This is a genomic window from Micromonospora sp. WMMA1996 (assembly GCF_002573675.1).
Lineage (GTDB): Bacteria > Actinomycetota > Actinomycetes > Mycobacteriales > Micromonosporaceae > Micromonospora > Micromonospora sediminicola.
Map to the genome: position 1 here is coordinate 1 of NZ_PDHU01000002.1, position 23,591 is coordinate 23,591.

Annotated in this window: 22 protein-coding genes and 1 pseudogene; 10 read left to right on the forward strand and 13 right to left on the reverse strand. The window is 74.2% G+C overall.

The genetic code is table 11. From position 1 onward, the window contains the following. Both COO58_RS18920 and COO58_RS18925 read right to left on the reverse strand, forming a co-directional pair. Positions 1 to 2,077 (reverse strand): annotated as a pseudogene (locus COO58_RS18920) (carbohydrate-binding module family 20 domain-containing protein); the annotation flags it as partial. 307 nt (positions 2,078 to 2,384) lie between these two features. After that, complete coding sequence (locus tag COO58_RS18925; protein ID WP_141561865.1) at positions 2,385 to 3,080, reverse strand: hypothetical protein; 696 nt, start codon at positions 3,078 to 3,080, stop codon at positions 2,385 to 2,387. A gap of 132 nt (positions 3,081 to 3,212) precedes the next feature. Between COO58_RS18925 and COO58_RS18930 the strand changes: the two genes are divergently transcribed. Continuing rightward, positions 3,213 to 4,376, forward strand: coding sequence for a sensor histidine kinase (locus tag COO58_RS18930; protein ID WP_098744270.1), 1,164 nt, complete (start codon positions 3,213 to 3,215; stop codon positions 4,374 to 4,376). Continuing rightward, positions 4,364 to 5,065 carry a response regulator gene (locus tag COO58_RS18935; protein ID WP_369700174.1) on the forward strand — a complete coding sequence of 234 codons (702 nt, stop codon included), beginning with the start codon at positions 4,364 to 4,366 and terminating at the stop codon, positions 5,063 to 5,065. The genes COO58_RS18930 and COO58_RS18935 overlap by 13 nt, the downstream gene beginning before the upstream one ends. Positions 5,066 to 5,118: 53 nt before the next feature. Here COO58_RS18935 and COO58_RS30910 read toward each other — a convergent pair whose 3' ends face one another. After that, positions 5,119 to 5,733, reverse strand: a complete 615-nt coding sequence (locus COO58_RS30910) for a hypothetical protein (RefSeq protein ID WP_255292540.1) — start codon at positions 5,731 to 5,733, stop codon at positions 5,119 to 5,121. A gap of 331 nt (positions 5,734 to 6,064) precedes the next feature. Between COO58_RS30910 and COO58_RS18945 the strand changes: the two genes are divergently transcribed. Then, a complete protein-coding gene (locus tag COO58_RS18945) occupies positions 6,065 to 7,033 on the forward strand; it encodes a helix-turn-helix transcriptional regulator (protein ID WP_098746475.1) in 969 nt (322 codons plus the stop codon). 3 nt (positions 7,034 to 7,036) lie between these two features. On the opposite strand, the gene COO58_RS18950 is transcribed toward COO58_RS18945, so the two are convergent. Then, a complete protein-coding gene (locus COO58_RS18950) occupies positions 7,037 to 7,351 on the reverse strand; it encodes a hypothetical protein (RefSeq protein ID WP_098746477.1) in 315 nt (104 codons plus the stop codon). A gap of 47 nt (positions 7,352 to 7,398) precedes the next feature. Next, complete coding sequence (locus COO58_RS18955) at positions 7,399 to 7,584, reverse strand: hypothetical protein (RefSeq protein ID WP_098746479.1); 186 nt, start codon at positions 7,582 to 7,584, stop codon at positions 7,399 to 7,401. A gap of 81 nt (positions 7,585 to 7,665) precedes the next feature. Here COO58_RS18955 and COO58_RS18960 point away from each other — a divergent pair, with 81 nt between their 5' ends. Beyond that, entirely contained in the window at positions 7,666 to 8,295 is a 630-nt protein-coding gene (locus COO58_RS18960; protein WP_098746482.1) for a TetR family transcriptional regulator, read from the forward strand. An 85-nt stretch (positions 8,296 to 8,380) separates the two neighbouring features. Here COO58_RS18960 and katG read toward each other — a convergent pair whose 3' ends face one another. The 3 genes from katG to COO58_RS18975 all read right to left on the reverse strand — a co-directional run bounded on the left by katG (position 8,381) and on the right by COO58_RS18975 (position 12,234). Beyond that, positions 8,381 to 10,657 carry a catalase/peroxidase HPI gene (gene katG, locus COO58_RS18965; RefSeq protein WP_098746484.1) on the reverse strand — a complete coding sequence of 759 codons (2,277 nt, stop codon included), beginning with the start codon at positions 10,655 to 10,657 and terminating at the stop codon, positions 8,381 to 8,383. 26 nt (positions 10,658 to 10,683) lie between these two features. Further along, positions 10,684 to 11,112 carry a Fur family transcriptional regulator gene (locus tag COO58_RS18970; protein ID WP_098746486.1) on the reverse strand — a complete coding sequence of 143 codons (429 nt, stop codon included), beginning with the start codon at positions 11,110 to 11,112 and terminating at the stop codon, positions 10,684 to 10,686. Between the two features lie 120 nt (positions 11,113 to 11,232). Beyond that, entirely contained in the window at positions 11,233 to 12,234 is a 1,002-nt protein-coding gene (locus tag COO58_RS18975; protein ID WP_098746488.1) for a glycoside hydrolase family 11 protein, read from the reverse strand. A 321-nt stretch (positions 12,235 to 12,555) separates the two neighbouring features. Here COO58_RS18975 and COO58_RS18980 point away from each other — a divergent pair, with 321 nt between their 5' ends. Then, the gene (locus tag COO58_RS18980; protein ID WP_098746490.1) at positions 12,556 to 12,861 is read left to right on the forward strand and encodes a hypothetical protein; all 306 of its coding nucleotides are present in this window, start codon (positions 12,556 to 12,558) and stop codon (positions 12,859 to 12,861) included. Next, entirely contained in the window at positions 12,858 to 13,343 is a 486-nt protein-coding gene (locus COO58_RS18985; protein WP_091573830.1) for a hypothetical protein, read from the forward strand. Before COO58_RS18980 ends, COO58_RS18985 begins: the two co-directional genes overlap by 4 nt. Positions 13,344 to 13,348: 5 nt before the next feature. Here COO58_RS18985 and COO58_RS18990 read toward each other — a convergent pair whose 3' ends face one another. The 3 genes from COO58_RS18990 to COO58_RS19000 all read right to left on the reverse strand — a co-directional run bounded on the left by COO58_RS18990 (position 13,349) and on the right by COO58_RS19000 (position 18,622). Continuing rightward, the gene (locus COO58_RS18990; RefSeq protein WP_098746492.1) at positions 13,349 to 17,233 is read right to left on the reverse strand and encodes a CHAT domain-containing protein; all 3,885 of its coding nucleotides are present in this window, start codon (positions 17,231 to 17,233) and stop codon (positions 13,349 to 13,351) included. Positions 17,234 to 17,307: 74 nt separating this feature from the next. Beyond that, positions 17,308 to 18,099 (reverse strand): aminoglycoside adenylyltransferase domain-containing protein, encoded by a 792-nt coding sequence (locus COO58_RS18995; RefSeq protein ID WP_098746493.1) that lies wholly within the window; start codon positions 18,097 to 18,099, stop codon positions 17,308 to 17,310. A gap of 37 nt (positions 18,100 to 18,136) precedes the next feature. Then, positions 18,137 to 18,622 carry a hypothetical protein gene (locus COO58_RS19000; protein WP_098746495.1) on the reverse strand — a complete coding sequence of 162 codons (486 nt, stop codon included), beginning with the start codon at positions 18,620 to 18,622 and terminating at the stop codon, positions 18,137 to 18,139. A gap of 90 nt (positions 18,623 to 18,712) precedes the next feature. Between COO58_RS19000 and COO58_RS19005 the strand changes: the two genes are divergently transcribed. Genes COO58_RS19005 through COO58_RS19015 form a run of 3 tightly spaced genes read left to right on the forward strand, consistent with a single transcriptional unit; the run spans position 18,713 to position 19,924 of the window. Continuing rightward, positions 18,713 to 19,057, forward strand: coding sequence for a helix-turn-helix transcriptional regulator (locus COO58_RS19005; protein ID WP_098746497.1), 345 nt, complete (start codon positions 18,713 to 18,715; stop codon positions 19,055 to 19,057). Further along, positions 19,054 to 19,509, forward strand: a complete 456-nt coding sequence (locus COO58_RS19010; protein WP_098746499.1) for an SRPBCC domain-containing protein — start codon at positions 19,054 to 19,056, stop codon at positions 19,507 to 19,509. The genes COO58_RS19005 and COO58_RS19010 overlap by 4 nt, the downstream gene beginning before the upstream one ends. Next, positions 19,502 to 19,924 (forward strand): DUF6069 family protein, encoded by a 423-nt coding sequence (locus COO58_RS19015; RefSeq protein ID WP_098746501.1) that lies wholly within the window; start codon positions 19,502 to 19,504, stop codon positions 19,922 to 19,924. Before COO58_RS19010 ends, COO58_RS19015 begins: the two co-directional genes overlap by 8 nt. Before the next feature lie 28 nt (positions 19,925 to 19,952). Here COO58_RS19015 and COO58_RS19020 read toward each other — a convergent pair whose 3' ends face one another. Then, positions 19,953 to 20,918 carry a PaaX family transcriptional regulator C-terminal domain-containing protein gene (locus tag COO58_RS19020; protein WP_098746502.1) on the reverse strand — a complete coding sequence of 322 codons (966 nt, stop codon included), beginning with the start codon at positions 20,916 to 20,918 and terminating at the stop codon, positions 19,953 to 19,955. A 252-nt stretch (positions 20,919 to 21,170) separates the two neighbouring features. On the opposite strand from COO58_RS19020, the gene COO58_RS19025 reads away from it, so the two are divergent. Beyond that, positions 21,171 to 22,523, forward strand: coding sequence for a PHB depolymerase family esterase (locus tag COO58_RS19025; RefSeq protein ID WP_098746504.1), 1,353 nt, complete (start codon positions 21,171 to 21,173; stop codon positions 22,521 to 22,523). Positions 22,524 to 22,574: 51 nt separating this feature from the next. Here COO58_RS19025 and COO58_RS19030 read toward each other — a convergent pair whose 3' ends face one another. Next, positions 22,575 to 23,522, reverse strand: a complete 948-nt coding sequence (locus COO58_RS19030; RefSeq protein WP_218012399.1) for an aldo/keto reductase family oxidoreductase — start codon at positions 23,520 to 23,522, stop codon at positions 22,575 to 22,577. Positions 23,523 to 23,591 lie beyond the last annotated feature (69 nt).

The window sequence follows — 23,591 nt, forward strand, 5'->3', positions numbered from 1 at the left end:
CGTGTTCGGCGGCAGCTCGACCGTCGCCCGCCACACCGGGTAGGCGGCCGGGGAGAGCGGGACCGCCGCGGCCGGGTTCCAGCCGCCCAGCGCCGGGACGTTGCCGACGACGAAGACGTTCTGGCCGTACGCGGTGGTGGCGGTGACGGCGAACGTGGCGGCCACCGTCGAGGTGACGGTGTCACCCCCGAACGTCTCGGTCACCGCGTAGGTGCCGGCGGCCGGAGTGGTGAGGGTCCGGTTGGAGCCGGACTCCCAGGTGACCGCCCCACCGGTGGTCACCTTGACGAACTTGTACTCCACGGTGGCCGACCGGGGCAGGTCGACGGTGGCGCGGTAGCTGCCGCCGCCCTGCGCGGCAAGCTTCACGGCGTTCGCCGGCGACCACGAGCCCAGCTCGGGGACGTTGCCCACGACGTACACGTCCTGGCCGGCCGCCGGGGTCGCGGCGACCGTGAACGTGGTGGCGACCCGGTCGGTGGGGTTGCCGGTCGGCGAGGCCGTCGGGGACGCGGTCGGGGATGCCGTCGGGGACGCGGTCGGCGACGGGTTCGTGCCCGGCCGGGCCCCCGTGGATCGCGACGGCGTCGTTGGCCGGGACGGTCACGGTGGCCCGGCCGCCGGAGACGGTCACCGTGCCCCCGGTGCAGCCGGTGGCGGTGGCGACGCCCGAGATGACGTCGCAGTACCGGCCGTCGGCCAGGCCGGTGGTGAAGGTGGCGGTGGTGGCGGAACCGGAGTCGTTGATGCCGATCCAGGCCCGGTCGCCCCGGTGGAAGCCGATCACGTTGCTGGTCACCGTGGTGAAGTCGGAGACCGTCTTCACCGGGCGGGCGGTGTTCGCCCAGCCGACCATGCCCTTGATGCCGGTGGTGCGGCTCAGGCAGGTCCAGGCGGCGCCGCAGACCGTGTCGGTGACCCGGCCGGTGCCGTCGTGCGGCGGCGACTGGTTGCGGTCGGTCCAGGTGAAGCTGTCGTAGACCGAGGGCTTGCCGTGCGGGTGGGCCAGCCCGAAGTAGGTGGCGAGCACGTAGTCGGTGCCGTTCTTGTAGGACAGCACCACCCCGTCGCGCTCCAGGTCGTGGTTGGTGACCATGGCGAAGACGTTGGCGCTCGGCGCGTCGAGGTTCCAGTTGGCCACGTTGGCCAGCGCCGCGATGGAGCCCTGGAAGGCCGAGCGGATACCCTTGGCGTACGCGAAGTCCAGCACGTCGCCGTTGCCGGTGAACGCCCGGGCCTGCAGGGCCGGGTTGCTGGCGCCGTCGAAGATCTCCTGAGCCACGTACGGGCGTCTGCCCTCGGCGACGGTGTTGTTCAGCTTGCCGAGGATCGCGGCGAAGTCGTCCTTGCGGACGTGCTTGACCGCGTCCACCCGGAAGCCGTCGACGCCGAGCCCGATCAGGTCGTTCAGGTAGCCGGCGATCGTGTTCCGGACCGCTTCCTTCTCGGTGTAGAGGTCGGACAGGGACAGCAGCTCGCAGCTGGTCACCTGGGCCTCGTTGTTCCAGTCGCTGATGCCCCCGCCGGTCGGGCAGTTGTCCCCGGGGCGGTGGAAGTCGCCGCTGCCGTAGGGCACGGCCGGGTAGCTGTAGCCGGAGAACTCGGTCCCGGCGTACCCGCGCGTGCCGGCCGGGTTGTTGGTGCCGGCCATGTGGTTGACCACGGCGTCGACGTAGACCCGCACGCCGGCGGCGTGGCAGGCGCTGACCATGGCGGCGAACTGCTGTCGGTTGCCGAACCGGCTGTCCAACCTGTACGACACCGGCTGGTAGACCTCGAACCAGGGGTGCACGCCGTCGGGGCTGCTCGGCAGGCTGACCGACTCCTGCGGCGGTGCCACCTGGACCGCGCCGTAACCGGCGGGGCCGAGGTGGTCGGTGCAGGCGGCGGAGACCGAGGCCCAGTTCCATTCCCAGAGGTTGGCGGTCACCTCGCTGTCGTTGAGGACGGTGGCGGCGCGGGCGGGGGCGGCGGTGGTGGCAGCCGTGACGACCGCCGTGCCGCCGGCCGCGACCAGCGCGGCGGCGAGCATCAGGCGGCCGGCACGGCCACGGGGGTGTGGCCTGGCGGATTCCATGGCAGGGGACCTCTTCCGTGCTCGACGGGGTGCGCGGAGGTGGACGGCCGTCCGGGTAGCGAACACCATGCGGGATCCATGAAAGTCTTTGCAATACCTTGCGGCAAAGTTTTCGAAACCGGCTGGCAACACCTGTGCCGCAAAATCGCCCTCGACCAGCGGAGATCCCTTCCGGACGGACGTCGACGACACAGGCAGCGCTCCCACGGCGCGGGACGACCGGGCACGCGTCCTGGGAAGACCGGTCGGGTCGAGCAAGAAATTCCAGACCACGTTCCGCTGAGCCGACCTCGTACCCGGGGAGCCGTCACGCGCCCCCTCCGGTCCGGACGGCGCGACGCCGCAGCGCGACGGCGCCGACCGCGTTGAGGGCCGCGCCCCACAACAGCGCCGCGGTCACCCACCACGCCCATCGCGGGCCACCCGGCGCCGCGCCGAGCAGCCCCTGCAGAGCCCCGTACGGCGTGAGCCGGTCGCGGGCCGTGCCCAGCGGCGTGAGCACCGCGTACGCCCCGAGCGGCAGCACGATCGTGGCCGGGCAGGCCCACCCCGGCCGGGCGATCAGCAGCCCCAGCCCGGTGCCGACGAGCTGCGCGAGCACCTGCGCCAGCACGCCCGCCACGGCGAGCCCGCCGACGTGCGCCCACGAATCGGACGCGGTGGACCCGGACGCGGCCAGTGCGACGACGAAGAGCGCGTCGCCGGCCAGCCCCGCGGCCACCGCGATCAGCGTCGCCGCGGCGAGCGTGGGCAGCACCGGGGCGCCGGGCGCGCGGCGGAGGTCGTGGGCGAGCAGGACACCGACGAACGGCAGTGGGACGGAGACGAACGCGTGCACCGTCTCGGCGAACGTCGCGGCGGTGCGCTCGGCGGGTGGGAGCCCGGCCAGGAGCGCCGCGGTGGCGAGAATCCCGGCGCCGACCGTCACCAGCAGAAGGATCCGGCGTCCCCGGCTGCCGGCCGCACGCCGCAGCGCGCCGCAGATCGTCTCGTGCGGGTCCACGTGGGCCTCCCTCGTCCGGTCGACCCGACCGAGGATCGCCGTCACACGGGCGCCCGGGCACGAGCCGGAGGATCGACCGGCACCCCTACTTTGGTAGCTGGCGTCGCCACCCGTACCGCCTAGGCTGCCGGCATGGCCGCCGCGCTGTTCGCCCTGCTCGTGCCGGACCCGACCGGCGACCGGGTGACCGCGCGTCACCGCCTCGCCGACACCGTGGCGGTCACCGTGGCGCTGGGCTACGGCCTGACCATGCTGCGGATCGGTGACGCGACCGCGCCCGGCGCGGCGATCCCGTGGCCGGTCGACGTGCTGGTCGGCGTGCTCTGCGCCGTTCCGTTGCTGCTCCGGCGACGCCGGCCGGTGCCCGTGCTGCTCGCGCTGCTGCCGTTCGGCGCGATCTCGGTGACCGCGACCGGGCCGATCCTGGTCGCGCTGTTCACCGCGGCGGTCCGCCACCGGGCCCGGCTGCTGTTCACCCTGGGCGCGGCGCACGTCGGCACCGGTGTGGTCTATTTCCTGCTCCAGCACGACCCGCCGTACCCGGTCTGGGTGGACGTGGTGATGCGCGCGGTGACCGGCGTCGCGGCGATCGGCTGGGGTCAGTTCGTGCAGGCCTACCGGCGGCTGACCGAGTCGCTGCGCGCGCACGCCGCGCGGTTGCAGGCCGAGCAGCACCTGCGCGTCGACCAGGCGCGGCTGACCGAACGGGCCCGGATCGCCCGGGAGATGCACGACGTGCTGGCGCACCGGATGTCGTTGATCAGCCTGCACGCCGGCGCGCTGGAGGTACGCACCGACGCCCGGCCCGACGAGATCGCGATCGCGGCCGGCGCGATCCGGTCCAGCGCCCACGAGGCCCTCGAGGAACTGCGCGCCGTGGTCGGCGTCGCGGACCGGCCGGAGCCGCCGCAGCCCGGCTTCGCCGACGTGCCGGACCTGGTGGCCGGCGCCCGCGCGGCGGGGATGCGGGTCGACTACGCCGACGAGGTGACAGGCGACGAGCCGCCCACGGCGCTGGGACGGACGGTCTACCGGATCACGCAGGAGGCGCTGACCAACGCCCGCCGGCACGGCAGCGACGCCAGCGCGGCGGTCCGGCTGGCCGGCCGACCGGGCGACGGACTGCGCCTCGTGGTGGTCAATCCGTCGTCGCCGACGGGCGGACGCGCCGGCCGGCCGGGTGGGATGGGACTGGTCGGCATCGGCGAGCGGGTGGCGCTGGCCGGCGGGCGGGTGAGCCACGGCGCGGAGGGCGGGCAGTACCGGCTGGAGGCGTGGCTGCCGTGGCCGACGTGAACGGACCACCCGCCGCCGGGCCGGATCCCGGCCGGCGGCCGATCCGGCTGGCCGTCGTCGACGACGACCCGCTGGTCCGGGCCGGATTGCGCATCCTGGTCGGCGGGTCGCCCGACATCGAGGTGGTCGCGGAAGCGGCCGACGGCGCGCAGGCAGTGTCGATGGTCCACGCGCACTGGCCGGACGTGATCCTCATGGACGTCCGGATGCCCCGCGTCGACGGGCTGGTCGCCACCCGCCGGATCCGCTCCCGGCCGGGCGCGCCGGAGATCATCGTGCTGACCACGTTCAACGCCGACGAGTACGTGCTCGACGCGCTCCGCGGCGGCGCGTGCGGCTTCCTGCTCAAGGACACCCCGCCACGGGAGATCCTCGCCGCCGTCCGTACCGTCGCCGCGGGTGCGGCGATCCTGTCGCCCGCGGTCGTCCGTCGGCTGATCGACCACGTCGCGGACCCGGTCGCGGGAAGTCGCCGGGCACGCGCGCGGGAGCGGCTGGCCGCCCTCACCGACCGGGAACGGGACGTGGCGGTGCTCGTCGGCCAGGGCGGGTCGAACGCCGAGATCGCCGCCGGGCTGGGCATGGGCGTGCCGACGGTGAAGGGGCACGTGTCGCGGCTGCTGGCCAAGCTGGGCCTGAACAACCGGGTGCAGATCGCCCTGCTCGTGCACGACGCCGAGCTGCTCTGAGCGTCGTCCGGCCGCACGGGTCGACAGTCGCCGGGCGACCACGCGGCCGGCGGTCAGTAGCGGCTGCGGGGCAGCCAGCCCAGGAAGCGCGCCCGGGCCTCGGCGACCGGCATGGTGGGCAGGTCCTCGGCGGCGGCGACCAGACACGTGCCGAGGTAGACGGCCAGACCCGCGGTGGTCCCGCCGAACTCGACCAGCAACTGGCTCTGCTTGGTCGGACAGGGCCACTCCGCCGCGCAGCCGGTGCACCGCCAGTCCGGCGGCAGCGGCAGGTGCGCGGGCGGCGCGGCGGCCACATAGCGGCGGGACGCGTCGTTGCGGCTGCGTGGTTCCCGGTGCGGCGTGTGCGGACCGGCGTGCGACAGCCGGTGGCGGGCCCGGGTGAGCATCGCGCCGACACGGACCAGCACGTCCGGTCCCAGCCGCTGCGCGAGCACCGCGGTCAGCAGGTGGTGCCCGAGCGCGTCGAACTCCTCCGGCGTCCAGCCCAGTCGCCGGCACAGTTCGGCCAGCGGTCGGCCGTCCGCGGCGGCGGTCCCGCGCAGAACCTCGTGCAGCGTCTCCCGCAGCGCCACCCCGAGGGCCGCCTCGTGGCCGTCGAACCGACCGCCACCGCCGGCGGCGCCGTCGAGACGCCGCATCGACTCCGCGGCCACCACCCACGCCACTCTTCGTGCCTCGGACCCGTCCACCCGCGCCCCCTGTCGACCGCACCGGTACGCCCCAGGCACCGACCCTTCCTGATCACGCGGGCCGGGACTACGTCCGACAGCGAAAGGACGAGACGACAACTGATCGCTGAACGAAAGTCCTATCAATGGGATCTGCGTTAGGCGCAATTCCCGTTGGGGAAATGGCATCGGAAGAACGCGAAGCGCAGTACCATCCAGGACTCACAAAGGACATTCGGCGGCGGCGCAGTTCGGTCGCAATCCCGCATTCCCTCCATCGCGGGCGAAGGACTCCCACTTACGGCACCGAGTTCGCCAGGGGGACGCTGTGAGGCTCGAATCGACCGTCAGCCACCACTTCGACAGCCGGGACCCGGAGCACATCCACCGCTATCTCACCGAGGCGTACGGCACCCGGGGCATGCGCATCGACAGCGACGAGCGCCGCTACCGGCTGAGCCACCGTCGGCTGCACGCCGGGCCGATCCGCGTCGACCGGGTCGTGCAGTCCACCGACCTCCGGGTGGAGGTCGCGGAGATCGAGTCCCTGGTCGTCTGCGAGAGCACGACGAGCACGGTCACCCGTAGCTGCGACGGGGAGGAGAGCCGTTACCGGCCCGGTGACGTGTTCCTGAACGCCCGGCCGGGTAGCCCGTACCGGGTCCGCTGGCAGCCCGGCGAGGTGGTGCTGTGCCAGCTCGACCGGCAACTGTTCGACCAGATCGCGTCCCCCGCCCCGGGACGGCGGCCGTCGCCGGTCCGGTTCACCGGGCTGGAGCCGGGTTCGGCCGTCCTCGCCGACCACTGGCGGGCCACCGCCCACTACGTTCGGCTCGCGGTGTTGAGCAATCCCGAGGCCAGTCGCCAGCCGCTGGTCCTCGGGGCGGCGGCACGGACCCTCGCCGCGGCCGCCCTCGCCGTCTTTCCCAACACCGCGCTGACCGAGCCGACGGGCCGGGACCGGCGGGACGCCGTCGCGCCGGTCCTGCGCCGCGCGATCTCTTTCATGGAGGAACACGCCCACCGGGACATCGGTCCCGCCGACGTGGCGGCGGCCGCGGCGGTGTCCGTCCGGTCGCTGCAACTGGCCTTCCGGCGGCACCTGGACAGCACACCGATGGCCTACCTGCGGCAGATCCGGCTGGAACGTGCCCATCAGGACCTGCGGCTCGGCGACCCGCAGCACGACACGGTGAACCGGATCGCCACCCGGTGGGGCTTCCTCAGCCACAGCCGGTTCACCGCCCACTACCGGTCCGTCTTCGGCATCCCGCCGAGCCGGACGCTGCACAGCTGAGGGTCAGCCCCCGAACTGCCAGCTCAGCCCGTCACCGCGGAGCCGGACGAGCAGCAGAACGACCCAGACCAGCAGGTCGAGCACGCCCAGGGTGACGCCGAGGCGCCCACCGATCCGGCCGAAGCGTCCGCCGGTGGGGTTCCGTGCCGCCCGCAGGCCCAGCACGATGGCGATCGGGCCGAAGAGCACGTTGAACACGAACAGGCCGGCGCCGCCCAGCATGAGGGCGGCCGAGGCACGGCCGTCGAGACGCGGCGTGTTCCCGGCGGAGCGGCGGGGCGCGGTGTGGATCGGCCGTTCCCGGCTGGCGACGGACATGGGTGTCTCCCTTCGCGGAGGAGCGGGGTTCGCCCGGTGCGGCCCGATCAGCCCTCGCGGGCGCGGCGGCGGGCCAGCAGGCCGCTGCCGCGGGTCAGGACCCCGACGCCGCCCGCCACCAGCGCGGCCGCGACCAGGCAGAGCAGCGGCCGGTCGGAGAAGGCGGCGGTGCCGAGCGTCAGGGCGGCCAGCCAGAGCGCGGCCATCAGGGCGAGCATCGGATCGACCTCCACATCGGACTCGTGAACACTTGTTCACTCAGTGCCCAGGCTAGGGGAACGAAAACGTCGGTGCACAGGTGTTTACTGAGTGACGTGTCCCATAGCCGATCCGCGCGCAAGGAACTCACCCGGCAGGCGCTCCTGGACGCCGCCGTGCACCTCCTCGCCGACCAAGGCCTGAGCAGTCTCAGCCTGCGCGAGGTGACCCGCGTGGCGGGCGTCGTGCCGGCCGCGTTCTACCGCCACTTCGCCGACATCGGGCAGCTCGGGGTCGCCCTGGTGGAGCAGTCCCTGGGCGGCACCCGCGACGCCGAGCGGATGGTCCGCATCGGACTGACCGGCAGCGACGAGCTGATCGAGCAGTCGATGGCCGTCCTGTTCGAGGAGGTCCGGCGCCACCCGGAGCGGCACCGGTTCATCGCCCGGGAGCGATACGGCGGCGTCGCCGTGGTGCGCCGCGCCATCGAGGAGCAGCTTCGGCGCGGCGCCGACGAACTCGCCGCCGACCTGGTCACCGGCGACCTGGACGCCGCCGCCTACCTGCGCGACTGGCCGGCCGAGGACGTCCGGATGGCCACCACGCTCTTCGTCGACCACATGTGGCAGACCGCCGCCGCCCTGCTCGACGTGGTGGACGACCCGCGCGCCATGGCGGACCTGCGTGACCGGGCGACCCGGCAACTCCGCCTCGTCGTGGCCGGCTGCGAGCACTGGCGCGGCTGACCGCGCCCGACCGCGACCCCGGGCACGGGCGAGCCCCGGTCGATCCGGGGACGGATCGACCGGGGCTCGTCGGGCTGACCGCGGATCAGGCCAGGTCGAAGCGGTCCAGCTCCATGACCTTGGTCCAGGCGGCGACGAAGTCGGTCACGAACTTCTCCCGCGCGTCCTCGCTGGCGTAGACCTCGGCGAGGGCGCGCAGCTGGGAGTTGGACCCGAAGACGAGGTCGACCGCGGTGGCGGTCCACTTCACCTGGTCGGTGGCCAGGTCGCGGATCTCGTACACGTGCTCGTCGGACTCCGACGCCTTCCACCGGGTGCCCGGGGAGAGCAGGTTGGCGAAGAAGTCGTTGGTCAGCACGCCCGGCCGGTCGGTGAGCACGCCGTGCGACGTGCCGCCGACGTTGTTGCCGAGCGCCCGCAGGCCGCCGACGAGGACGGTCATCTCCGGCGCGGTCAGGTCGAGCATGTAGGCACGGTCGACGAGCAGCACCTCGGGCTGGGTCTTCTCCCCCGGCCGCAGGTAGTTGCGGAACCCGTCGGCGCGCGGCTCCATGACCCGGAACGACTCGACGTCGGTCTGCTCCTGGGTGGCGTCGGTGCGGCCCGGCCGGAACGGCACGGTCACCTCGACGCCGGCGTCCCGCGCCGCCTTCTCGACCGCGGCCGAGCCGGCGAGCACGATCAGGTCGGCGAGCGAGATCTGGGCGCCGCCGGCGGCGTTGAACTCCCGCTGGACGCCCTCCAGGGTCGCCAGCACCGAGGCGAGCTGCTCCGGCTGGTTGACCTCCCAGTTGCGCTGCGGCTCCAGCCGGATCCGGGCGCCGTTGGCGCCACCGCGCTTGTCGGTGGAGCGGTAGCTCGCGGCCGACGCCCAGGCGGTGGAGACCAGCTGGGCGGTGGTGAGCCCGGAGTCGAGCACCTTCGCCTTGAGCGCGGCGACGTCGGCGTCACCCACCAGCTGGTGGTCGGCGGTCGGCACCGGGTCCTGCCAGAGCTGGGCCTCCGGGACCCACGGCCCGAGGAAGCGGCTGACCGGGCCCATGTCGCGGTGCAGCAGCTTGTACCAGGCCTTGGCGAAGGCCAGCGCGAACTCGTCCGGGTTCTCCAGGAAGCGCCGCGAGATCTTCTCGTACGCCGGGTCGACGCGCAGCGACAGGTCGGTCGTGAGCATCGTCGGCTTGTGCTTCTTCGACGGGTCGTGGGCGTCCGGGATGATCGCCTCGGCGTCCTTGGCGACCCACTGCTTCGCCCCGCCCGGGCTGGTGGTCAGCTCCCACTCGTAGCCGAAGAGGATCTCGAAGAAGCGGTTGCTCCACTGCGTCGGCCGGTCGGTCCACGTCACCTCGAGGCCGCTGGTGATCGTGTCGCCGCCCTTGCCGCTACCGTGGGTGCTCAGCCAGCCCAGGCCCTGCGCCTCCAGCGGCGCGCCCTCGGGCTCCGGACCCACGTGGTCGTCGGCGACGCCCGCGCCGTGGGTCTTGCCGAACGTGTGGCCGCCGGCGATCAGCGCGACGGTCTCCTCGTCGTTCATCGCCATCCGGCGGAAGGTCTCCCGGATGAAGTGCGCCGCCGCCAGCGGGTCGGCGTTGCCGCGCGGACCCTCCGGGTTGACGTAGATCAGGCCCATCTCGGTCGCGCCGACACCGGCCGCCATCTCCTTCTCGGAGGCGTAGCGCTCGTCGCCGAGCCAGGTGTCCTCCGGGCCCCAGAAGATCTCCTCGGGCTCCCAGACGTCCTCCCGGCCGAAGCCGAACCCGAAGGTCTTGAAGCCCATCGACTCCAGGGCCACGTTGCCGGCGAGCACCAGCAGGTCGGCCCAGGAGATCTTCTGGCCGTACTTCTGCTTGACCGGCCAGAGCAGCCGGCGGGCCTTGTCCAGGTTGGCGTTGTCCGGCCAGCTGTTGAGCGGGGCGAAGCGCTGCCCGCCGTCACCGGCGCCGCCGCGACCGTCCTCGATGCGGTAGGTGCCCGCCGCGTGCCAGCTCATCCGGATCATCAGGCCGCCGTAGTGCCCGAAGTCGGCCGGCCACCAGTCCTGCGAGGTGGTCAGCACCTGGGTGATGTCGCGCTTGAGCGCCTCGACGTCGAGCTTGGCGAACTCCTTGGCGTAGCTGAAGTCCGCGCCCAGCGGGTTGCCCTTGTCGGAGTGGGCGTGCAGCACCGACAGGTCGAGCTGGTTGGGCCACCAGTCCCGGTTGGTGCGCGGACGACCGCCGGTCTTCGGGGTCGGCGAGTCGATCGCGGGGTTCTCGCTCTCGCTGCCGTGCGCGGTCACGGAGTCGTGCGCGACCGGGCAGCCGGCCGCCTCCTTGGCGTCCACGCCCTGAGCGCTGACGGGCGCGTTGTCCTGGGTGTCGCTCATCTGCTTCCTTCCGAACAACTGGCGGATCACTGGGCGGTACCGGCGGTCGCGCAGCCGGGGCAGGTGCCCCAGTAGACGACCTCCGCCTCGTCGACCACGAAGCCGTGGTCGTCCGAGGCGGTGAGGCAGGGGGCGTCGCCGACGGCGCAGTCGACGTCGGCGATCGCGCCGCACGAGCGGCACACGACGTGGTGGTGGTTGTCCCCCACCCGCATCTCGTAGCGGGCGGTGGCGCCGGCCGGCTGGATGCGGCGCACCAGCCCGGCGTCGGTGAGTGCCCGCAGCACGTCGTAGACCGCCTGGTGGGAGACCGTGGGCTGGTCCGCCCGGACCAGCGCGATCACGGTGTCGGTGTCGACGTGCGGGTGGTCCCGCAGCGCGGCGAGCACCGCCAGCCGGGGGCGGGTCACGCGCAACGAGACCGCTCGGAGCTGGGTCTCGAAGTCGGCCGTCACCCGACGAACACTAGTCCAGTCTTTTGGAATGAATCAAGTTTTTGCCCGGGTGTGTCCGCCGGCACACACGAACGGTGGGGGCGCCGCGTGACCGCGGCGCCCCCACCCCTGGGGACCGGCTCAGCCGGCCGAGCAGCTCGCCGTCGGCGTGTTGCTGTTGCCGTTCTTGTAGAGCGTGATGCCGAAGGAGTTGCCGTTGCCGTTGGGACGGGCGGTGAGCGTGCCACTGGTGCCGCTCACCGAGGCGTTCCAGCTGTTCTGCAGGCTCTGGCCGCCCTGGGTCTGGATGCTGACCACCCAGTTGCTGGACCCGCTGACCGAGAAGGTCACGTTGAACCGGTCGCCCCACTCCTCGGCCCGGCTGACGCTGACCGTGCACCCGCCGCCGTTCGGCGGCGGAGTGGTCGGGTTGGACCCGCCGGAGCCGCCCACGGTGATGTTGGAGTTGCCGCTGCTCTGGTAGCCCTCCGTGGCCATGATCTGGTAGTCGTGGCTGCCCAGGTTCATGCCGTAGCGGGACCAGGCGTCGAAGTGGTTGCCCGCGGTGATCGTGCCGCCGACCCGCTTCGACTGCCGGACGCTCCAGTACTGGTAGAACGTGCGCGTGCCCTCGATGGAGGGCGCGTTGACCCGCTGGGTCCGGTAGATGTCGTACGTGCCGCCGTCGGTGGAGACCGAACCCATGTAGCCGCTGCCCGGAGGCCGCCAACTGCCCCAGCTGTCGACGATGTAGTACTCGACCAGCGGGTTGCGGGTCCACCCGTAGAGCGTCAGGTAGGCGTTGCCGGAGGGGTTGAAGCTGCCGGAGTAGGTGACCGTGCGACGGGCCCCCGGGTTCCAGCCCTTGCCGGCGACGAAGTTGTTGATGCCGCTCCACTGGGTGCTGTACTGACCGCCGTTGCCCATGGTCATGGAGACGTTGCCACTGTCCTTCCAGAAGGAATAGAAGTAGCCGTTGTGCGTGCCGGTCGAGTTCGAGGTCACGGTCTGGTCGGCGTAGGCCGGGCTGGACAGGACCGCGGTCGCGCCGGCGGCGACCAGCGCCACGGCGCAGGCCCCGCCGAGGACTGTCCTGAGGCGTCCGCGTCGGCGGCTGCCCGAGCGGACGGGGGCGTCGTTCATGGGCGTGTTTCCTCCCTGGGACGGCTGGCACGAAGGCCAGCGGGATGACACGGACCGCGCGGTGTGGGCGGACATCGACGGCTATAGAGGTGCGTCGATGGCGCCAGTATTGAAGTCGTCCGTTCGTCGTGTCAACGACTTCCGGAAACGTTCTGGAAACACGAACCGGCGTCCATGAGGGATCCCGCCCCGGCAGCGCGGTCGTTGATCGGGGCCGGCCACTCATCGGAAACCGAAACTTTCGACCCCGTTCCGGTGCCGGGCCGGGATGCGCGCGCCCGGTACCGTGAGCGGTCCGAGGCCAGATGGTTGGAGGTCGGGATGCCGGACGAGCAGCTGCCCTACGTCGAGGTCACCGACCCCGGGTACGCGCAACGGGCGGCGGGCACGTTCACCGCGCGTCCGCACGGCCCGGCGGTGCTGCTCCACGGCCCGTGTCCCCGCTGCGGCCACGCGACCACCAGCGCGCTGGTCGACGAGCTGTACCGGCGGGAACCCGCGACGGTCGGGCCGGACCCCGGCTACCGGACGGTGCTGTGCGAGTGCGCCGCCGAGCATCCGCAGCGGCCCGTCGCGATGGTGGGCTGCGGCGCCTACTGGACGCTGGTGCTGGAGGACGAGGCGTGATCCGGCTGCGCCCCGGCCCGCCGCCGACCGCGACCGACCTGCGCCGCGCCCAACAGCTGTCCGGCCTGCTGCGCGGCGAGCTGGACCGGGTGCGCGGGGCGGCGCTGGCCTGGCGCAACGGCCTCGGCGGGCTGCTGGTCGCGCTGCTCGGCTTCGGTCTCGTCCGGGGCCGCACCGACGTCACCACGCTGCGGCCGGGCTGGGCGGCGGCGGTCGGGCTGCTGCTGCTCGGCGCCGTCGTCGTCGGCGCGGTCGGCGCCCTCGCGCTGCTGCGCGCCGCGCACGGCCGGCTCACCGTCACGCCGGTGTCCGCGCTCGCGCCGTCGCCGCTGGCCGACCACCAGGAGGCGGTGGCCGCCGCCCGCGCGCTGCGCGCCGGCGTGGTGCTGGTGCTGGTCTGCGCCGGCCTGCTGGTCGCCGCGGTCGGCGTGACCTGGTACGCCCCGGCCCGTCCCGCCCCGGCCGCCGTCACCACCCGCTGAGCCGGTCACGGGCCCAGGTGCGCGTACGCGGCCCACAGATCGGCCCGGCCGGGCAACGCGGCACGCAGCCCGCGCACGGCGTGGTGCAACGCGACCGCCGCCCGGTCCGGGTCGACCCCGCCGGGCACGGCCAGCGCGTCGTAGAGGTCGGCGCAGAGCTGGACGGTCACCGGGTCCGAGATGGACCAGAGCGCGCCGACCACCTGCCGGAACCCGGCGAGCTGGAACGCGGTGCCGAGGGTCAGCACCTCGTCGGGCAGGGCCGCCCCGCCCTGCGCCGTCTCGCAGGCCGACAGCACGGCCAGCGCGGCGGCCCCGCCCGACGGACGCCACAGGTCGCGCACCCGGAGCGGCCCACCGCTGAGCGCGAGGTGGCCGGCCAGCGGGTCGCCCAGGTCCTGCCGGCCGTGGCAGGACAGGTGCACCAACGGCTGCCCGGGCAACGCCGCGACGACCGCGTCCGCAGTGGCGCTCGCACCGCTGAGCGTGCCGCCGTAGGGCAGGTGACCCCGGACGATCCGCGCCTCGTGCGCCGCGCCGGGCAGGTCGGGCAGGCCCGGCGTGTGCGGCAGACTGACCACCAGCGCCCGGTCGACCGGCGTCGGCACGTCCGGCACGGCCCGCCGGGCGCGGTCGAGCGCGCGCAGGGACGCGGTGTAGGAGGGGACCACCCGGTCCAGGACGCCGGGCCCGCCGTCGAGCGGCGCGGCGGCGTGCAGCGGCAGCAGCGTCAGCAGGCCGGTCGGGCACCACCAGAACCGCTGCCACTCCCCCGGCTCCCCGGACGGCGCGGCGACGTCGAGGACCGGCGCGGCCACCGCCCGCCAGAGCCAGTCCAGCGTGCGACCCACCGTGGCGCGGGCGGCCACCACGCGGCGGCTCGCCGCCGGCTCCGTCACCGGCGGCGCCTGCCCGGTGAGCACCGCTACCGCCACCACGAACTGGGCGGTCCGGGCCGCCACCTCGGCCGGGCTCACCTCGGGCAGCGGCACGACGGTGACGTCACCGGCGGCGACGACCAGCGCGTCGCTGCGGCGCTCCCCGACGTTGACCAGCGCCACCGGTCCGCAGCCGGCGGCCAGGTCGGCGAACTCCGGCGGACGCAGGAAGCGGTCGAGCCCCGGCAGGGCGCGGATCTCGGCCAGTAGCCGCCGTCGGCGTTCGGCCAGCGCGTGGCGGCGCTCCGGGGGCGGCCCGCCGGCCGGGCGCGGGGTGGTGTCGGCCCCGGCCGGGCGGAAGCCGTCCAGTTCGGTCTGTACGGCGGTGAACGCGGCGGCGAGGTCGGGTGCGCCGGCCCGCAAGGCGGTGAGGTCGGCGGTCGCGTCGTGTGCCCGGGTCAGCAGGACGCCGCGCCCGTACTCGAGCACCTCCACCGCGCGGCGCGGATCGCCGAGCGCGACGGCGACCGCCGCGGCGTCGGTGGCCAGCCCCCGGAAGCGGGCGAGCAGCCGGGCCTGGTCGTCGGGGTCCATGCCGTGCCAGGCGACCAGGTCGAGCAGCTCGATCGCGGTGGCGTAGCCGTCGAGGGCCGCCGGCAGGTCGTCGGCCAGGTCGGCCAGGCGCGCGGCGCGGTGGGCGGCGACCGCGCGCAGCGACGACGGCGCGGCCGGCACCGACGCGGCCTCCCGCAGCGCGGCCCGGGCCCGCTCGTCCGGGGCGTCGCCGGGCGCGGTGGTCGCCTCCAGCGCGGTGGCCAGGTTGCTCAGGCACATGGTCCGGTCCGGGTGCTCCGGCGGCAGCGCGTCGAGCGCGCCCCGGTACGCGGCCAGCATCGCCTCGGCGTCGTCGGCGGTGGCGGTGGCGGTGGCGCGGTGACGCACCAGCAGCGCGTTGCCGAGGTTGGTCAGCGCCCGGTGCCGGTCGGCCGGGCGCAGCGGGCCGGCCCGGGTCAGCCCGTCCAGCAGGTCGATCGTCTCGTCCAGGGCGGCGGTGTCGCCGGTCGTCCGGTGCCGCAGGAACAGGGCGGTCGCGAGGCTGCCGCCGCTCTGGGCGTACTCCTGCGGGTCGGTCGGGTCGGCGAGGGCGACCGCCTCGCGCAGCGCGGCGACGGCGGCGTCGGTGTCGCGCCGGGCGGCCCCGGTCGCCGCGGGGCGGGTGTCGTCGACGGCGAGTTCGGCGCGGCGGTTGAGCGCCGCGCCGTAGTTCGTCAGCGCCGCCGCCCGGGCGGGGTGGCCGGGCGGGGCCGCCTCGACGGCGTCGGCGAGCACGGCGACCGCCTCGGCGAGCGTGGCGAGATCCTGGGTGACGGCGAACCGGGCCTGGAGCACCAGGCCCAGGTTCGACAGGTAGTCGGCCGGCGTCCGGGGATCCGTCTCCGCCACCGCGGCGCGCAGCGTCTCCGCGGCCGACTCCAGCAGGTCCGGATCGTCACCCTGGTCGGCCCGCTCACGCAGGGAGTTCCCGAGGTTGTTCAGCGACCGGTGGCGGGCCGGGTCACCGGGGGGCAGCAGCGCGACGGCCTCGCTCAGCGCGTCGCAGGCGGCCCGCCACGCGTCGACGGCGCCGCGCTCGGGACGGCCCCGGGCCAGGGCGTACCCGAGGTCGGCCAGGCGACGCCCGCGCACGACCGGATCGTCGGCGGCGGCCGCCCCGGCGCGCAACAGCCGCACCGCCTCGGCCAGGTCCCCGGCGTCACCGCCGCGCTCGTAGCGGTGGGTGAGCAGGACGCCGACCTGGTGGCGCAACGCGTCGTCCCCGGTGGCCCCGGCGGCCGCCCGGTAGGCGGCGAGGGCCGCGTCGAGGTCGGCCCCGGCGGCCGGGGCGCGCTCGTCGGCGCGGTAGCGGTCCTCCAGCAACGCGGCGAGGCCGCCCCACGTGGGTCCGGCCAGCTCCGCGTCGAGGGGGGTGTCGGCGCCCACCGCCGCCCGGAGCGCGTCGATGCCGGCGTCCCGGTCGGCCGGCGAGCCGTCGCGCAGGAACCGCTCGGACAGCACGATGCCGTGCAGCGCGGCGAGGCGGGGGTCACCGGCCGGCCGGGCCCGGCCGAAGGCGTCGACGGCCTCGTCCAGGTCGGCCGGGCGGCCGTGGATCCGCCACCGGTGCCGGAGCACCTGGCCCAGGACGGCCGAGGCCAGGACGCGGACCGTCGGGTCGGTCGCCGACGCGGCCGCCTCACGCAGCAGGCCCCTCGACTCGTCCAGCGTGGCCGGATCGCCGTCGACCTCGAACCGGTCGGACAACACGTTGCCCAGGTTGAACAGGCGGGTGGGACGCTGCGCGTCATCGGCCCGGGTGTACTCCAGGCTCTCCCGGTGCGCGTCGATCGCGGCCGGGAGGGCACGCGACCGGCCCAGGTGCCGGAACTGGTCCCGGTGCACGCGACCGAGCATGGACAGGTAGGTCGCCCGCTCGGGGCCGGGCGGGGTGACGTCGATCGCCCGCCGCAGCAGCGCCTCGGCCCGGTCGGCGGCCGCGTACCGCCCGGTGCGTTCCGCGTCGCCCATCAGCAGCACCGCCTGCATGGCGAGCGCGGCCGGCGCGTCGGTCGACGTCGCGCGACCGGCCTCCGGGGCCCGGCTGCCGGGCACCCGGGCCGGGTCGGCGGGGGCGTGCGCGCGGTAGAGGGCGAGCAGCGACGGCGGCACCCGGTCCGGGGCGGCGTGCAGCAGCAGCCGGGTCAGCGTCACGGCCTGGGCGAGGTCGTCGGCGTCCCGGCCGGCCGGCAGCACCTGGTAGCGGTACCAGTGCAGGCAGGCCAGCAGGAACAGCGCCTCGGCGGTCCGTTCCGGCAGCGGCGCGGTCGGTTCGGTGGCGCTGACCAGGTCGACCACCGCCTCGGCGTCCCGGGCCGCGCCGGCGTCGAGGAGGTGACGCGGGTCGTGGCCGGCGCCGAAGCGATCCAGGCGCTCGCGGAGCCGGCGTACCGGGTCGGACCGGAACCGCTGCCACATAAGACCTCCCGGGGTCGGTCCACAATGCGTAGCAGGAGCGACGCGGACCGTGCCAGCGGGTTGTCCGCTTCTGTTCAGCCGCCGGCATCCCGCGGAGCGCGGGACTCCGCGGCGAGGACGGCGGCGCTGACCTCGCCCACGAACGCGACGACCTCGCCGGCCCGGCCCGGGTCGGTGTCCGCGCCGTGGTCGTACCACCAGTCGTGCGCCCAGGTGACGAGGTCCGCCCACCGGGGCAGGTCGAGGGCGCTCCGCTCGGCGGCCCGCCGCTTGGACAGCTGCCGACCGTGCCGCAGCCGCTGGAACGCCCGGCAGAGGGTGAGCACGGCGTAGGACTGGGCGCCGGGGGTCGTCATCCCGGTCACCCAGTCCGGCCAGTCCCGGACGTGGTCCAGCAGGGCCGCCCGGACGCGGTCCGGGTCGACGGCGGGCAGCAGCTCGGCTGCCGGCGGCCCGAGCAGGTTGCGGCCGTGGTCGTGGACGGCGGCCCAGGTGACGATCCGGTGGGTGGTGGCGGGCAACAGGTGCAGCAGTTCGCCGGGGCTGACCCGGGCGATGAGGTGGTCGCGGTCGACCCGCCCGCGCGCCGCGTCGTGGACGGCGTCGCGGGACACGTACTCGACCTCGATCCGCCCCGTCCAGTCCGGGTGCCGCCGGTCGAGGTCGCGATGCAGCCCGGCGAGCACGGCGAGCAGGTCGTCGTCCGGGTCGTGGTCGAGCACCGCGAGCAGGTCCAGGTCGCTGCGGTCCGGGGCGAAGTCGCCGGCCACCAGCGAGCCGTGCAGGTAGAGGCCCGGCAGGTGGCCGCCGAGACCCGCGCCCCACGCGGCGCGCAGGTCGGACAGGACGGCTTCGGGTGACGACATCGGATTCCTTCCGGTACGCACGCGGCGCGGCAACCGGTCAGGGCGAGGCGGAGAAAGCGGCGGTCAACCCGAACAGCCCGCAGCAGAGCAGCCCGCCGACGGCCAGGACGACGATCAGGATGCTGTAGTTCGACCACATGCCGAAGCGGGTCACGTCGGTGCCGTACCCGTCGTGGACGCGGTTGCGCCAGCCGCCGAAGCGGAACGACAGGTGGTGCGCGGCCCCGGGCTGGGCGACCAGCGAGGTGGTGACGACCGGGATGCCCATGAAGTCGGTGTACCGGACGTCGCGCGGCCCGGCCGGGACCGCGACGTGCCAGGTCCCCTCGCCCGGGATGGCGACCACCCGACCGTCGACCTTGAAGCGGCTGGTCGCCGGCGCGGGCACCAGGTAGGGGCCCCGGTTGACCGAGACGACGAGCACCGCGCAGCCGGGCGGCGGCGCGATCGGGTGCGGGTAGGCGATCAGCGGCGTGACCACGCCGGGCATCGGCGGGTACGGCTGGGAGGGGTGATAGGACACGGCCCGGATTCTGGCACGGCGGCACACCCGCACCGCGGCGGGTCGGCGAAATCGTTGAACCAGCAAGTTCAGTGTTATACGGTGAACCGCATGGTTCAGCAAGAGGTTCTGAATCGGGTGTTCGCCAGCCTGGCCGACCCCACCCGACGCGACATCCTGATCCGGCTCGGCGCCGGCCCGGCCACCATCAGCGAGCTCACCGCGCCGACCGGGATGAGCCTCACCGGCATGAAGAAACACGTCCAGGCGCTGGAGAACGCCGGCCTCGTGGTCACCGAGAAGGTCGGCCGGTCGCGACAGTGCCGGCTCGGCGACGCCCCGCTGGACGCCGCGATGGCCTGGATCAGCTTCTACCAACGGCTCTGGGCACGCCGCCTCGACGGCCTCGACGCCTATCTCACTCTCCGCACCGGCCCGAAGGAACGTGACCGATGACGCTCGACATGCGAATGACCCGGCAGCTTCCCGGCACCCCGGAGGACGCCTTCGACGCCTACACCGACGCCGAGAAGCAGAAGATCTGGTTCAGCATCCTCGACGAGGAGCCCGGCGTGGTCGAGATCGAGGTGGACCTGCGGGTCGGCGGGCGGCAGACGGCCGTGTGGGGCCCCTCCCCCGAGATGCTGTTCCGGGAGACGCAGACGTTCCTGGAGATCGACCGGCCGCACCGGCTGGTCACCGAGTCCACCGGCAGCAGCCCCGACGGCACCACCATGACCACCCGCATCGAGGTCACGTTCGAAGCACACGACGGCGGCACGCTGATGACCGTCGTGCAGAGCGGCTTCCCGACGCCCGAGCTGCGCGACTTCTTCGTCGGCGAGGTCATGCCCGGGGCGTTCGACCGGATCGAGGCGTACCTGATCCGCGAGCGGTCGCATGGCTGACCTGTCCCGCGCCGCCATCGTCGCGCTCGCCGTCGTGGGCGCGGTGGTCGTCAACCTCGTCGTGTACGCCGTGGGCCGGGCGGCCGGCGGCACGTTCCGGTTCACCGCCGCCGGCGGACCGGCCGAGGTCGACGCGGTGACCGTGGCGGCCTTCAGCGCGCTGCCACTGCTGGTCGGGCTCACCGCCGTGGCCCTGCTGGCACCGCGCGCCGGCTGGGTCGTCCGGGCCGCGTCGGTCGTCGGCCCGGCGCTCGCCGTCCTGACGATCGTCCTGATGACCCTGCCCACGGACCTGGACGCCACCAGCAAGACCACACTGGCGCTGTGCCACCTGACCCTCGTCCCGATCGTCGTCGTCGCGGTCGCCGCCCTCGGCCGGCGTACCCGGGTCGTCGCGGACCGGCTCGCGACCTGAGCGACCCGCCCACGGGGCGCCCGCCGCCTCACTCGGCGGCGCAGGCGACCCCTTCCGTGCCGGCGAGCAGGTCCGAGGTGGTGTGTGCCCGGATGCCGTCCGGGGCCTCGTCGGTGAACCGCGCCACGACGTCCCGGACGTGCCGCTCGGCCGGTCCGGCCAGCCCGTCGTAGACCGCCGTGAACAACTCCCGCGCGGCCTGCCGGGGCCAGTCCGGCGGCAGGAGTTCCAGCGGCAGCCGCGGGTCGAGCGTGGGAAAGCGCCGGAACGTGTCCATCACCTCGGTGCGCGCCCGCACCGCCTCCGCGCCACCCGGGGACGCCGATCGGCCCGCCAGCGGGGTCCACCGGCGCAGGAACGTCTCGTACTGCCGGCGGATCGCCGCGAGGTCCCAGGCCTCGATGGGTGCCCGCTGACCGATCAGGTCCGAGGCGGCCTGCCGGCCCCGGAACACCGTCACGGCGCCGTCGGCGAGCGGAGCGAGACGCGAGCGGGCCGCCGGTCCCAGCTCGTACGGCGAGATCCACAGCCCGTCGTACAGCGGGGCGCAGCCCAGCCAGCGGAGCTGGCCGCGCAGGGCCCGGCGCTGCGCGGCGCGGTCCTGCGGCAGCGAGAAGGCGACGACGGTCCAGCACCCGTCCCACGGGGTGGCGGTGGTGGCGGTGAGGATCCACCGGCCTCCCGCGCAGAGGTTGGCGGCGGCGGCGGAGCTGAGCCGGTAGGCGCTGGTCCGCCCCCGCCGGCTGCCCTCCAGCACGCCGCGACGGGCCAGCCGGCTGATCGCGGTTCGGGCGCCCGCGCTGGTCACGCCGGACTCACCGAGCAGCGCGACGACGGCGGCGGACGGCAGGGCCGCCCGGCTGTGCACGGTGTAGTCCGCCAGGAGGGTGACCGCGAGCCCCTGCGGCGACGCGCCGGCCTGCCGCCGGGGCAGTCGCGGCGGGGCCTCCCCGTCGTCGGGGTAGATCTCCTCGATGTCGAAGGGACTTGCCACAGACGCTCCGGGCTCGGCTCGGGGACGGGTGGGTCGACTGTAGACGGGCGCGGCGCGCACCCTCGTGATCCATCGGGTTTCGTCGATTGACACTTCGACGCTCGACGGGAACACTAACTGACACGCGACAGGGAGCCGGGCCGAGCGAGGCCATTCGTCGTGGGCGACACGCCCTCGTGGTCGACCGGGCCGACCGCGAGCCGAGGGCGTCCGCCCGATCCGCGCCTCAGACAGGCGCGCGAAGGAGTCTCCGTGCGAATCAGAAACATTGCGCTGCTCGCCCTGGCCGCGGCCCTGACGGCCGCCGGCCTGGTCGTCCCCACCGTCCGACCCGCGTACGCGGCCACGCTGACCGAGGTGACCAGCTTCGGTGACAACCCCGGCCGGATGCGCATGCACGTCTACGTGCCCGACTCCCGTCCGGCCCGGCCGGCGACCGTGGTGGCCATGCACGGCTGCGGCGGCTCCGGCCCCGGCTTCTACTCGGGCAGCGAGTTCGCCGCCCTGGCCGACCGGTACGGGTTCATCGTGATCTATCCCACCGCCACCCAGCAGGCCGGGTTCGGCAACTGCTTCGACACCTGGTCCGACGCCGCCAAGCGCCGCGGCGGCGGCAGCGACCCGGTGTCGATCATCTCGATGATCCGGCACGTCCAGCAGCAGTACGGCGCGGACCCGGACCGGGTCTACGCCACCGGCAGCTCCTCCGGCGGCATGATGACCAACCACATGCTGGCCCTCTACCCCGACGTGTTCAAGGCCGGGGCCGCGTTCATGGGCGTGCCGTTCACCTGCTTCGCCAACGCGGCGGACTACCCGCCCGGGACCAGCCGGTGCACCGGTGGCGCGATGGACCGCACCCCGCAACAGTGGGGTGACGCGGTCCGCCAGGCCTACCCCGGCTGGTCCGGCCCCCGCCCCCGGGTGCAGCTGTGGCACGGCACCAGCGACACGCTCGTGCCCTACCAGCTGCTCCAGGAGACGATCGAGCAGTGGACGAACGTGTTCGGGCTCGGTCAGACGCCGACCTCCACCGACACGCCGCAGGCGAACTGGAACCGGCGCCGGTACGCCGACGGCGCCGGCACCGTGCAGGTCGAGGCCTACAGCATCCAGGGAGCCGGGCACAGCCTGCCCGCGAGCGGCATGGCCGCGGCGGCCGTCCAGTTCTTCGGCCTGACCACGCCGCCGAGCCCGACCACCTCGCCCAGCCCGACCGGCTCACCGACGCCCACCGCGTCGCCGACCCCCACCACGTCACCGACCCCCACCACGTCACCGGGTGCCGGCGCCTGCACGGTGGCCGTGGAGGTCAACGCGTGGAACTCCGGGCTGACCGCGAACATCACCGTCCGCAACACCTCCGCGGTCGCGGTGAACGGTTGGTCCCTGGCGTTCACGCTGCCCGCCGGCCAGACCGTCACCTCGGGGTGGAACGCGACCTACTCCCCCACCTCCGGCCAGGTGACCGCCCGCAACGTCGCCTACAACGCGGTCATCCCGCCGAACGGGTCGACCAGCATCGGCTTCCAGGCCACACACACCGGCAACACCGCCCGACCGACCGCCTTCACACTCAACGGCGCGGCCTGCGCCGCCGCCTGAGCGCCACGCTGCGGGGACGGCCACATCGCCGTCCTCGCAGCGTCGGCCCGATCAGGGCAGCGGCTCGCCCCGGGCGGCGAGCCACAGCTCGTACCACTCCTCGCGGGTCAGCTCCGGCTCGCGCGCGACGGCGTCCCGGCACGCCCGGATGCGGTCGGGACGCGCCGTACCGATCACCGGCGCCACACCGGCCGGATGCCGCTGCACCCACCACAGGACGACGGCCTCCGGGGTGGTCCCCCTGCGCTCGGCGAGCGCGGCGACCACGTCCGCCGTGGCGCGGTCGCCCGGCGTCCGGGCAGCGCCGGTGAAGCGTCCCCCGGCGAGCGGGCCCCACGCCTGCAGACCGATCCGGTTCCCCCGGCAGTACTCGACGGTGCCCAGCGGGAAGCCGGTCGCGGTGGACGCCGCCGTGTTCACCAGGACCCCCGCCTCCACCCAGTCCCGGCGGGCCAGGCTCATCTCCAACTGGTTCACGACGAGGGGAACCTCCAGCGGCTCCTGGAGGTGGGCGATCTGCGCCGCCGCCATGTTCGACACGCCGAACTGCCGCACCAGCCCCTGCCGGTGCAGCGAGGTCAGCGCCGCCGCCACGTCCTCCGGGTCGGCCAGCGGATCCGGGCGGTGCAGCAGCAGCACGTCGATCACGTCGGTGCGCAGCCGGGCCAGGCTCTCCTCGACGCTACGCACGATGTGCGTCCCGCGCAGGTCGTACCGGCCCGGCCCGGCGTCGCCGTCCAGCCGGATGCCGCACTTGGTCTGCAGCAGGATGCGCGCCCGCAGGTCCGGCGCGCGGGCGAGCACCTCACCGAAGACGGCCTCGGACTTGCCGTGGCGGTAGATGTCCGCGTGGTCGAACGCGGTGACGCCGATCTCCAGGGCGGCCTCGACCGCCGCCTCCGCCGCCGCGATCTCCCGCGCGCCGTACGGTTCGGTGTTCCAGTCGCCGCCCAGGCCCATGCAGCCGTAGAGCAGTCGGTGATCGCGGATGTCGGCCATGAGACCTGGATAGCACAGGGCCGGAGGCGGCCGGCGTCGCACCGGGATCGGCGGGCAGGCGTGATCGCC

Bases quoted from the DNA above. Each gene is read 5' to 3' on its own strand.
- COO58_RS18930 (WP_098744270.1), top strand. From the start codon at position 3,213: ATGGCCGCCGCGCTGTTCGCCCTGCTCGTGCCGGACCCGACCGGCGAC.
- COO58_RS18950 (WP_098746477.1), bottom strand. From the start codon at position 7,351: ATGTCCGTCGCCAGCCGGGAACGGCCGATCCACACCGCGCCCCGCCGC.
- katG (WP_098746484.1), bottom strand. From the start codon at position 10,657: ATGAGCGACACCCAGGACAACGCGCCCGTCAGCGCTCAGGGCGTGGAC.
- COO58_RS18975 (WP_098746488.1), bottom strand. From the start codon at position 12,234: ATGAACGACGCCCCCGTCCGCTCGGGCAGCCGCCGACGCGGACGCCTC.
- COO58_RS18980 (WP_098746490.1), top strand. From the start codon at position 12,556: ATGCCGGACGAGCAGCTGCCCTACGTCGAGGTCACCGACCCCGGGTAC.
- COO58_RS18990 (WP_098746492.1), bottom strand. From the start codon at position 17,233: ATGTGGCAGCGGTTCCGGTCCGACCCGGTACGCCGGCTCCGCGAGCGC.
- COO58_RS18995 (WP_098746493.1), bottom strand. From the start codon at position 18,099: ATGTCGTCACCCGAAGCCGTCCTGTCCGACCTGCGCGCCGCGTGGGGC.
- COO58_RS19005 (WP_098746497.1), top strand. From the start codon at position 18,713: ATGGTTCAGCAAGAGGTTCTGAATCGGGTGTTCGCCAGCCTGGCCGAC.
- COO58_RS19010 (WP_098746499.1), top strand. From the start codon at position 19,054: ATGACGCTCGACATGCGAATGACCCGGCAGCTTCCCGGCACCCCGGAG.
- COO58_RS19015 (WP_098746501.1), top strand. From the start codon at position 19,502: ATGGCTGACCTGTCCCGCGCCGCCATCGTCGCGCTCGCCGTCGTGGGC.
- COO58_RS19030 (WP_218012399.1), bottom strand. From the start codon at position 23,522: ATGGCCGACATCCGCGATCACCGACTGCTCTACGGCTGCATGGGCCTG.